Origin of the sequence: Streptomyces morookaense (genome assembly GCF_013030945.1) — a bacterium.
Lineage (GTDB): Bacteria > Actinomycetota > Actinomycetes > Streptomycetales > Streptomycetaceae > Streptomyces > Streptomyces morookaensis.
This window is the reverse complement of sequence record NZ_JABBXF010000087.1, coordinates 1-9,742: the sequence shown is the minus strand read 5'-3', so window position 1 is coordinate 9,742 and position 9,742 is coordinate 1. Positions and strand designations below refer to the sequence as shown.

Here is a 9,742-nt window from a genome sequence, read left to right as displayed (position 1 = left end):
CCTGTCAGGGCTTTCTTGCGTTTACCCGCGGCACCCTCCCCGCACCCCACCGCACGCCCTCGGCTCCTCTGCGGGTAAGGTCGTGGGGTATCGTCGGTACATTTCCCCACAGGAGGCCCCCGGGTGGAGGTCCAGGAGACGCGAGTCCAGACCGACCGCGTCCTCACCATCCCGAACATCCTCAGCATGGCGCGCCTGGTCGGCGTACCACTCTTCCTGTGGCTGATTCTCCAGAAGCACGACGGATGGGCGCTGTTGGTCCTGGCCCTGAGCGGTGTCAGTGACTACCTCGACGGCAAGCTCGCCCGGCGCTGGAATCAGATCAGCAGCCTCGGCCGGCTGCTCGATCCGGCTGCGGACCGGCTCTACATCCTTTCCACACTCTTCGGCCTCACCTGGCGCGAGATCCTTCCGCTGTGGCTGACGCTGGCGCTCCTTGCACGTGAGGCGATGCTGCTGGTCATGGTGGGGATCCTGAGGCGCCACGGCTACCCGCCGCCGCAGGTGAACTTCCTCGGCAAGGCCGCGACCTTCAACCTGATGTATGCGTTCCCGCTGCTGCTTCTCAGTGACGGACACGGCTGGTTGTCGTCACTGGCCGCTGTTTTCGGATGGGCGTTCGCCGGATGGGGTACAACCCTCTATTGGTGGGCAGGGATCCTCTATGTGGTGCAGGTCCGCCGACTTGTCAGAGCGGACGCCACGGCCGACTGACCTGCCGGCCCCTGGAACCGGGGCCCCATCGGGGGTGAAGTCGGCAAGACCGTCGTCTCGCAAGGAGGACGCTTCCGACATGAAGGCCGTCGTGATGGCCGGCGGCGAAGGGACTCGCCTTCGCCCCATGACCTCGAGCATGCCCAAGCCGCTCCTGCCCGTGGCCAATCGGCCGATCATGGAGCATGTGCTGCGCCTGCTCAAACGGCACGGGCTCACCGAGACCGTGGTGACCGTGCAGTTCCTCGCCTCTCTCGTCAAGAACTATTTCGGCGACGGCGAGGAACTGGGCATGGAGCTCACCTACGCCAACGAGGAAAAGCCACTCGGCACGGCAGGCAGTGTCAAGAACGCCGAAGAGGCGCTCAGGGACGATGCCTTCCTGGTCATCTCGGGGGACGCCCTCACCGATTTCGACCTGACCGATCTCATCCGTTTCCACAAGGAGAAGGGCGCCCTCGTCACCGTCTGTCTGACCCGGGTGCCCAATCCGCTGGAATTCGGCATCACCATCGTCGACGAACAGGGCAAGGTCGAGCGCTTCCTGGAGAAGCCGACCTGGGGGCAGGTCTTCTCCGACACGGTCAACACCGGCATCTACGTCATGGAGCCGGAAGTCTTCGACTACGTCCGGCCCGATGTGTCCGTGGACTGGTCGCAGGACGTCTTCCCTCAGCTGATGAAGGAAGGCAAGCCCATTTACGGCTATGTCGCCGAGGGCTACTGGGAGGACGTCGGCACCCACGAGAGCTACGTCAAGGCCCAGGCCGACGTCCTGGAGGGCAAAGTCGATGTCGATCTCGACGGGTTCGAGATCTCGCCGGGCGTCTGGATCGCGGAGGGTGCGGAAGTGCACTCGGACGCGGTCCTGCGAGGTCCCCTCTACATCGGCGACTACGCCAAGGTGGAGGCCGGCGCCGAGATCCGGGAGCACACCGTGGTGGGCTCCAACGTGGTGGTGAAGAGCGGTGCCTTCCTCCACAAGGCCGTCGTCCACGACAACGTCTACATCGGCCAGCAGAGCAACCTGCGTGGCTGTGTCATCGGGAAGAACACCGACATCATGCGTGCCGCCCGCATCGAGGACGGGGCGGTCATCGGGGACGAGTGCCTCGTCGGCGAGGAATCGATTATCCAGGGGAATGTCCGGGTCTATCCCTTCAAGACCATCGAGGCCGGCGCGTTCGTCAACACCTCGGTCATCTGGGAGTCCCGGGGCCAGGCCCATCTGTTCGGCGCGCGCGGGGTCTCCGGCATTCTCAACGTGGAGATCACCCCGGAGCTCGCGGTGCGGCTCGCCGGCGCGTACGCCACGACGCTCAAGAAGGGTTCGACGGTCACCACCGCCCGTGACCACTCGCGGGGTGCGCGGGCCCTCAAGCGTGCGGTCATCTCGGCGCTGCAGGCCAGTGCCATAGACGTGCGGGACCTGGAGAACGTCCCCTTGCCCGTGGCGCGCGAGCAGACGGCGCGGGGCAGTGCGGGCGGCATCATGATCCGTACCTCGCCGGGTGTGCCGGACTCGGTGGACATCATGTTCTTCGACGAGCGCGGGGCCGACCTCTCCCAGGCCGGGCAGCGCAAGCTGGACCGGGTCTACGCGCGCCAGGAGTACCGGCGGGCCTTCCCCGGCGAGATCGGCGACCTGTCCTTCCCGTCCAGCGTCTATGACTCGTACACGGGATCCCTGCTCCGCTCCGTGGACACCAGCGGTGTGGCCGAGGCCGGGCTGAAGGTCGTCGTGGACGCCTCCAACGGCAGTGCGGGGCTCGTGCTGCCCAGTCTGCTGGGGCGGTTGGGCGTGGACGCCCTCACCATCAACCCCGGGCTGGACGAGGCCCGTCCGACCGAGACCGCGGACGCCCGGCGTTCGGGGCTGGTGCGGCTCGGCGAGATCGTCGCGTCGGCCCGGGCGGCCTTCGGGGTGCGGTTCGACCCGGTGGGGGAGCGTATCTCGCTGGTGGACGAGCGCGGCCGGATCGTCGAGGACGACCGGGCCCTGCTGGTCCTGCTCGACCTGGTCGCCGCCGAGCGGCGCAGCGGGCGGGTGGCCCTGCCGGTGACCACGACCCGGATCGCGGAGCAGGTGGCCGCGTACCACGGCACGCAGGTGGAGTGGACGACGACGTCGCCCGACGATCTGACGCGCGTCGGCCGCCAGGAGTCGACGATCTTCGGTGGCGACGGGCGGGGCGGCTTCATCGTCCCGGAGTTCAGCAGTGTCTTCGACGGCACGGCGGCCTTCGTGCGTCTGATCGGCATGGTGGCCCGGACCCAGCTCACGCTGAGCCAGATCGATGCCCGTATTCCCCGGGCGCACGTGCTGCGCCGGGACCTGGCGACGCCGTGGGCCGTCAAGGGACTGGTCATGCGGCACGTGGTGGAGGCCGCGGGGGATCGTTTCGTCGACACCACCGACGGCGTGCGGGTGGTCGAGGCCGACGGGCGCTGGGTGTTGGTGCTGCCCGACCCGGCGGAGGCCGTGACCCATCTGTGGGCGGAGGGCCCCGATGACGCCTCCGCACAGGCGCTGCTCGACGAGTGGTCGGCGGTCGTGGACGGCGCCGGGCGCTGAGCCCGCGGCCCGGCCGGCCTGCCGGATCCCTCCCGGGGGCGTGGTCTCCTCGGTCCGGATCCGGCACGCCGGTGGGGCCATTGGGAGACGGCGCCCCCGACGTGCGACGATGTGCGGCATGTCGCAGCAGCCCCCCGTTCGGAGCACGTCGTCGCCGCCCCCGCGCCCCGACGCGTCGATGTCGCTGCTGACCAATGTGATGGACCACAGCCTCGACGACGGCTATGCCGAGGCGGCGGCCCGGCGCGCGGAGGGCGGCAAGGGGCTTCCGAGCACGCTGCGGGCCAAGTTGGGGGTCGGTGCGGCTCTGCTGCTCGCCGCCGTCGTGGTGACGATCGGAGCCGCGCAGGCGCGGATATCGGCACCGACGCTGGCCAAGGAGCGTCAGCAACTGATCGACCGGATCAACGCCGAGACCTCGGCGGCCGACACGCTGCAGAAGAACGTGGACACGCTGCGCGACAGTGTCGGCGCCAAGCAGCGCGAGGCGCTGGAGAAACACGGCGGGGACCAGGCCGAGTTGGTGTCCCTGCTCGCCGGCGCCACGGCGGTGAAGGGGCCGGGCGTCAAGCTGGTCGTCGACGATGCGAAACAGACCACGACGGGCGGCGGCAACCCCCGGGAGAAACAGGGCTTCTCGGACACGGGCCGGGTGCGCGACCGCGACATGCAGCGCATCGTCAACGGCCTCTGGCAGTCCGGGGCGGAGGCGATCGCGGTCAACGGCCAGCGGCTGACGGCACTGTCGGCCATCAGGGCCGCCGGTGACGCCATACTGGTCGACAACAGACCGCTGGTGCCGCCGTACACGGTGCTGGCGGTCGGGAACGGGCAGAAGCTGAGCACTGCGTTCCAGGACAGTCCCGACGGTCAGTATCTGCATGTTCTGCAGCAGAACTACGGCATCAGAGCCAGCATCTCCGCCCAGGACGAGGTGCGGCTGCCGGCTGCGCCGAGCCTGATCGTACGTACCGCAAAGCCGCAGAACACAGGGAAGGGCAAGGGCACATCGTGATCGCCGTATTGGGCCTCATCGTGGGAGTCGTGGTCGGACTGGTGGTCCGCCCCGTGGTTCCCACGGCGGTCGAGCCCTATCTGCCCATCGCCGTCGTGGCGGCGCTCGACGCGGTCTTCGGCGGCCTCCGGGCGATGCTGGACGGAATCTTCGACGACAAGGTCTTCGTCGTCTCCTTCCTGTCCAACGTGGTCGTGGCCGCGCTCATCGTGTTCCTGGGCGACAAACTCGGCGTGGGCGCACAGCTGTCCACCGGCGTCGTGGTCGTCCTGGGCATCCGCATCTTCTCCAACGCGGCCGCCATCCGGCGGCACGTCTTCCGGGCGTGAGACCGATGAGCACGGACGACACGCCGGAGCAGCCCGGCGGGAACGGCGACGAGGACGCCGGGAAGAGCACCGGCAAGAACGTCGGCAAGAACACAGACGAGAACGCAGGCAAGAACGCAGGCAAGAACGCAGGCAAGAGCACCGAGCCGGAGGCGGAGAAGCCGGAACCGGCCGGGCAGCCGCCGGTGCCCGAGGCGCCGGTCCCCGGGCCCGCGCCGGAAGCGGTGACTCCGGCCGAGGCGTTGACGGGGCGTCAACGCCTCGTGAAGGGCCTGTGGCCGCCGCGGTTCACCCGCGCCCAGCTCACCGTCGCCCTGCTGCTGTGCGTCCTGGGGCTGGGCCTGGCCATCCAGGTCCGTACGACCAGCGACAACAGCGCGCTGCGCGGGGCCCGGCAGGAGGACCTGGTGCGGATCCTGGACGAACTGGACAGCCGTACCAAGCGGCTGGACGACGAGAAGCGGAAGCTGGAGAGCCAGAAGGCGGAGCTGGAGAGCAGCTCCAACCAGGCTGCCGAGGCCCGCAAGCAGACCGCGCAGAAGGAGGACCAGCTCGGTGTGCTGGCAGGTACGGTGGCGGCGGAGGGGCCCGGGATCGAGCTCACGGTGAGCGACACCAAGGGGGCGGTCGAGCCCGACAAGCTGCTCGACACGATCCAGGAGCTGCGGGCCGCGGGTGCGGAGGCGATCCAGATCAACGACGTGCGGGTGGCCGCCGACACCTACTTCTCCGGCTCCGCGGGGAAGGTGGAGATCGATGGGAAGAAGGTCTCGCAGCCCTATAAGTTCAAGGTCATCGGCAAGCCCCAGGATCTGGAGCCGGCACTGAACATCCCTGGTGGAGTGGTGCAGACGCTGGAGAAGGAGCAGGCCGGTGTCTCGGTCTCCCGGTCTGAGAAGATCGTTGTCGATGCCTTGCGCCCGGCGAAGCGGCCTGACTACGCTCGGTCGTCATCGCAGTGAGGCAGGCGAGGAGAAGGGCCCCGCGGGGAGGGCGGGGGCTTGCGGGGGGTCGGCGCACCCGGTTCGGGGTGCGTGATGGAAACTGTCTGGTGATCTCGGACGTTGTCAGGTTGTCCGGGTCGGACGGTGTGTGCATCGAGGGTTTGTCCTGCCCCACGGGCGGGTCTGTTTCGGTCAAGGGGAATCGCCCGTGAAGTTGTTTGCGAAGTTGTTCGGCAAGAGCGCACGCCGGGACGGCGGCAGCGCCCGCCACCGGGCCTCGGGGCCGGTGGAAGGCAATCAGGGCGCCCAGGAGGGGCGTCCCCTGTTCCGGGACCAGGTGGATGTTCCCGGCAGCGACATTCCGGGCGGACAGGGCGCGTCTTCTGTTGACCCTGCCGCTGCCGGACGCATAGGTTTCGGGGCACCAGCGACCTCAAGTGCGGGTGGAGGGTTTGCCTTGCCGGTCTGTACGAGGTGTGGCCACCGGAACGCCGAGGCCAGCCGGTTCTGTTCCAACTGCGGTGCGCCGCTGCGGCCCGGAGCCGTCGCGGAGCGCGCCTCGGAGACGACCTCGACCATCTCCATCTCGGGTCTCGAGGCGTACGACTCCGAGACGACCGGCCAGATGCAGATCCCGGCGCTCTCCCCGGAGGCCCAGGCGGCCGTCGAGGCGCTGCCGTTGGGTTCGGCGCTGCTGGTGGTCCGCCGCGGTCCGAACTCGGGCAGCCGGTTCCTGCTGGACGGCGAGGTCACCACGGCCGGCCGGCACCCGCAGAGCGACATCTTCCTGGACGACGTGACCGTTTCGCGCCGTCATGTGGAGTTCCGCCGCCGACAGGACGGCACGTTCACGGTCGCGGACGTCGGCAGCCTCAACGGCACCTACGTCAACCGGGAGCGCATCGACGAGATCGCGCTGACGAACGGCGACGAGGTCCAGATCGGCAAGTACCGACTGGTCTTCTACGCCAGCCAGCAGTCGGCGGGGATCTGACCCTCGATCGAGGGAGGGCCATGCTTCGGACACCGTCGGGCGGTACCGGATCCTCCGGTACCGCCGGTGCGGCAGGCCGGCTGTTGAGCATCGGAGCGGTGCTCAACGTGCTGCGCGAGGAGTTCCCCGAGGTCACCATCTCCAAGATTCGTTTCCTGGAGGCGGAGGGCCTCGTCGAGCCGCAGCGAACGCCGTCCGGCTACCGCAAGTTCAGCACGGCGGATGTGGAGCGGCTCGGCCAGGTGCTGCGGATGCAGCGCGACCACTACCTCCCGCTCAAAGTGATCCGGGAGCAGCTGGACGACCCTGCCCGGGGCGGTCGCGGCGGGATTCCCGTGCCCGCGCAACCGGGCGGGGGCGCGGATTTCGCCGTCGAGGAGGCCGCGGACCGGGCGCCGGTGCGGATCGGCCGGGAGGAGCTGCTCGCCGTGGTCGGGGTGGCCGACACGGAGCTCGCCGAGTGGGAGTCCTACGGCCTCGTCGCCGCCCACCCGGACGGCGGATTCGACGCCGATTCCGTGGCTGTTGCCCGGCTTGTGGCCGATCTGGGCCGTTTCGGCCTGGAGCCGCGGCACCTGCGTGCCGTCAAGGCCGCCGCGGATCGTGAGGCCGGTCTGGTCGAACAAGTGGTCGCACCCTTGCGCAGGCACCGCAATCCGCAGACCAGGGCCCATGCCGAGGCCACCGCCCGGGAGCTGGCCGGCCTCTCCGTGCGGCTCCACGCGGCCCTCGTCCGCAGGGCCCTGCACGTGCGGGAGCGGTGACGGCGAGTGCCCGACTACCCAAACCTGCCGGGCACGGCCTAGGGTTGCTGTGTGAACGAGCTCGATGTCGTGGGTGTCCGGGTGGAAATGCCCTCCAACCAGCCGATCGTGCTCCTGCGTGAAGTGGGAGGCGACCGCTACCTCCCGATCTGGATCGGACCGGGAGAGGCGACGGCGATCGCCTTCGCCCAGCAGGGGATGGCTCCTGCCCGCCCGCTGACCCACGATCTCTTCAAGGACGTGCTGGACGCGGTCGGACAACAGCTCTCCGAGGTCCGCATCACGGACCTGCGCGAGGGGGTGTTCTACGCGGAGCTCGTCTTCGCCAGCGGCGTGGAGGTCAGCGCCCGGCCGTCCGATGCCATAGCGCTTGCGCTGCGCACCGGCACGCCGATCTACGGCAGCGACGGTGTGCTCGACGATGCGGGCATCGCGATCCCGGACGAGCAGGAGGACGAGGTGGAGAAGTTCCGCGAGTTCCTCGACCAGATCTCGCCGGAGGACTTCGGCACCAACAGCCAGTGAGGCGTGCGCGCCGGGTCGTCGCGGCGCATTCGAGTAGCTTTTCCCGCTACCCGGACACGTAAAACCACTCTCAGGGTGATTATCACTCGGCGTGCCGAGTGTGGCGATCGTTGACGCACCCCGAGCGACTGCCTACCGTCGAGAAGGCAGGTCAAGGACGGAGGTCGGCGTGAGAAGCACGGGCGACGGTACAGCGGTCGGCAGTCCGTATCCGCTGCACGGGGGAACGGTCGAACCGGTGCCCCGTCATCCGGCCGCAATGGCGGTCACCACTCCGCGGGGGCGGGATTCGGACGGCTCGGTGCCCTCGGGCGGCACGGAGAACATCGGCTACCGGGGGCCGACGGCATGTGCTGCCGCCGGCATCACCTACCGGCAGCTCGACTACTGGGCGCGCACCGGGCTCGTCGAGCCCAGCGTGCGGCCCGCCTACGGGTCGGGCAGCCAGCGGCTCTACAGCTTCCGGGACGTCGTCGTCCTGAAGATCGTCAAGCGGCTCCTGGACACCGGGGTGTCCCTGCAGAACATCCGCACCGCCGTCCAGCACCTGCGCACGCGCGGGATGGACGACCTGGCGCAGATGACGCTGATGAGCGACGGCGCCACGGTGTACGAGTGCACCTCGCCCGACGAGGTCGTCGACCTCCTCCAGGGCGGCCAGGGCGTCTTCGGGATCGCCGTGGGCGTCGTCTGGCGCGACGTGGAGAGCGCGCTGGCGAAGCTGCACGGGGAGCGCGTGGACACCGGCGAGACGCTCGTGGGCAACAACCCCGCCGACGAGCTGGCACGCCGCCGCAACCGGGCCGGCTGACCGGCCGCCCGGCGGGGCTCCGCCGCAGGCCGGCGCGATTGTCAGTGGGGTGCGGCAGCATCGTGCTGTGAGACGAGCGCCGACGATCCTGCACCTGGACATGGACGCCTTCTACGCCTCGGCGGAGCAGGCGGCCAAGCCCAGCCTGCGCGGCAAGCCCGTGGTGGTCGGCGGCATCGGCCCCCGCGGGGTGGTGGCCACGGCCTCGTACGAGGCACGGGTCTTCGGGGTCCACTCGGCGATGGCGACGGCACAGGCCCGCAGGCTCTGCCCGAACGCGGCCTACCTCACTCCCCGGTTCACCCTGTACCGGCAGGTCAGCGATGAGGTCATGCGGCTGCTGGGCGAGCTGTCGCCGCTCGTGGAGCCGCTGAGTCTGGACGAGGCCTTCGTGGACCTGGAGGCGGGCGGGGTGGAGCCCTCGTCGGCCGCCGCGCGGGCCGTGGGGGAGCGGCTGCGCCGCGACATCAGGGCGGCCACGGGGCTCAGCGGATCGGTGGGGCTGGCGGGGTCCAAGATGATGGCGAAGATCGCCTCGGAGCAGGCGAAGCCGGATGGCCTGGTGTGCATAGAGCCCGGCACCGAGGAGGAAATCCTCGGGCCGATGTCGGTGCGCGTCATCCCGGGTGTCGGACCCGCCACTGCGGAAACGTTGCGCCGGGCCGGGATCACCACCGTGGCCGAGATCGCCGAGGCCGGTGAGGACGAGCTGGTGCGGCTGCTGGGCAAGGCCCACGGCGGCGGGCTGTATGTGCTGGCCACCGGCGGCGACGAGCGGCCCGTCGTCGCGGAGCGGGACGCCAAGTCCGTGTCCGTGGAGGACACCTTCGCCGAGGATCTCACCGACCGCACCCGGGTGCAGTCCGAGCTCGCCCGCCTCGCCGACCGCTGCGTGCGGCGGCTGCGCGGCGCCGGGCGCAGCGGGCGCACCGTGGTCATCAAGGTGCGGCGCTACGACTTCTCGACCCTCACGCGCTCGGAGACGCTGCGCGGCCCGACGGACGACCCGGCGGTCGTCCGCGAGGCGGCCGCCCGGCTGCTGGACGGGGTGGACACCACGGCCGGGGTGCG

General features: G+C 69.6%; 10 protein-coding genes. All 10 read left to right on the top strand.

What is annotated here, in order from left to right; translation table 11 throughout:
• Window positions 1–123 precede the first annotated feature (123 nt).
• Window positions 124–714: a cardiolipin synthase ClsA gene (gene clsA / locus HG542_RS28805; protein WP_171086512.1), complete on the top strand. Its 591-nt coding sequence runs from the start codon at window positions 124–126 to the stop codon at window positions 712–714.
• Window positions 715–793: 79 nt separating this feature from the next.
• Window positions 794–3,289, top strand: coding sequence for a mannose-1-phosphate guanyltransferase (locus HG542_RS28800; protein ID WP_171086511.1), 2,496 nt, complete (start codon window positions 794–796; stop codon window positions 3,287–3,289).
• A 118-nt stretch (window positions 3,290–3,407) separates the two neighbouring features.
• On the top strand, window positions 3,408–4,304 hold the full coding sequence (locus HG542_RS28795; RefSeq protein ID WP_171086510.1) for a DUF881 domain-containing protein: 897 nt from the start codon (window positions 3,408–3,410) through the stop codon (window positions 4,302–4,304).
• Entirely contained in the window at window positions 4,301–4,633 is a 333-nt protein-coding gene (locus HG542_RS28790) for a small basic family protein (protein ID WP_004947174.1), read from the top strand. The genes HG542_RS28795 and HG542_RS28790 overlap by 4 nt, the downstream gene beginning before the upstream one ends.
• A gap of 5 nt (window positions 4,634–4,638) precedes the next feature.
• Window positions 4,639–5,595, top strand: a complete 957-nt coding sequence (locus tag HG542_RS28785) for a DUF881 domain-containing protein (protein ID WP_229922425.1) — start codon at window positions 4,639–4,641, stop codon at window positions 5,593–5,595.
• Window positions 5,596–5,725: 130 nt separating this feature from the next.
• A complete protein-coding gene (locus tag HG542_RS36330; protein WP_190076183.1) occupies window positions 5,726–6,571 on the top strand; it encodes a double zinc ribbon and FHA domain-containing protein in 846 nt (281 codons plus the stop codon).
• 20 nt (window positions 6,572–6,591) lie between these two features.
• Window positions 6,592–7,335 (top strand): transcriptional regulator FtsR, encoded by a 744-nt coding sequence (gene ftsR / locus HG542_RS28775; protein ID WP_171086509.1) that lies wholly within the window; start codon window positions 6,592–6,594, stop codon window positions 7,333–7,335.
• A gap of 51 nt (window positions 7,336–7,386) precedes the next feature.
• Window positions 7,387–7,860 (top strand): bifunctional nuclease family protein, encoded by a 474-nt coding sequence (locus tag HG542_RS28770; protein WP_045933737.1) that lies wholly within the window; start codon window positions 7,387–7,389, stop codon window positions 7,858–7,860.
• Between the two features lie 169 nt (window positions 7,861–8,029).
• Window positions 8,030–8,671 (top strand): MerR family transcriptional regulator, encoded by a 642-nt coding sequence (locus tag HG542_RS28765; RefSeq protein ID WP_171086508.1) that lies wholly within the window; start codon window positions 8,030–8,032, stop codon window positions 8,669–8,671.
• 67 nt (window positions 8,672–8,738) lie between these two features.
• A partial coding sequence (locus HG542_RS28760) for a DNA polymerase IV (RefSeq protein WP_171086507.1) occupies window positions 8,739–9,742 on the top strand: 1,004 nt, incomplete at its 3' end.

Coding starts and splice junctions, on each gene's coding strand:
- HG542_RS28800 (WP_171086511.1), top strand. CDS start 794: ATGAAGGCCGTCGTGATGGCCGGCGGCGAAGGGACTCGCCTTCGCCCC.
- HG542_RS28795 (WP_171086510.1), top strand. CDS start 3,408: ATGTCGCAGCAGCCCCCCGTTCGGAGCACGTCGTCGCCGCCCCCGCGC.
- HG542_RS28785 (WP_229922425.1), top strand. CDS start 4,639: ATGAGCACGGACGACACGCCGGAGCAGCCCGGCGGGAACGGCGACGAG.
- ftsR (WP_171086509.1), top strand. CDS start 6,592: ATGCTTCGGACACCGTCGGGCGGTACCGGATCCTCCGGTACCGCCGGT.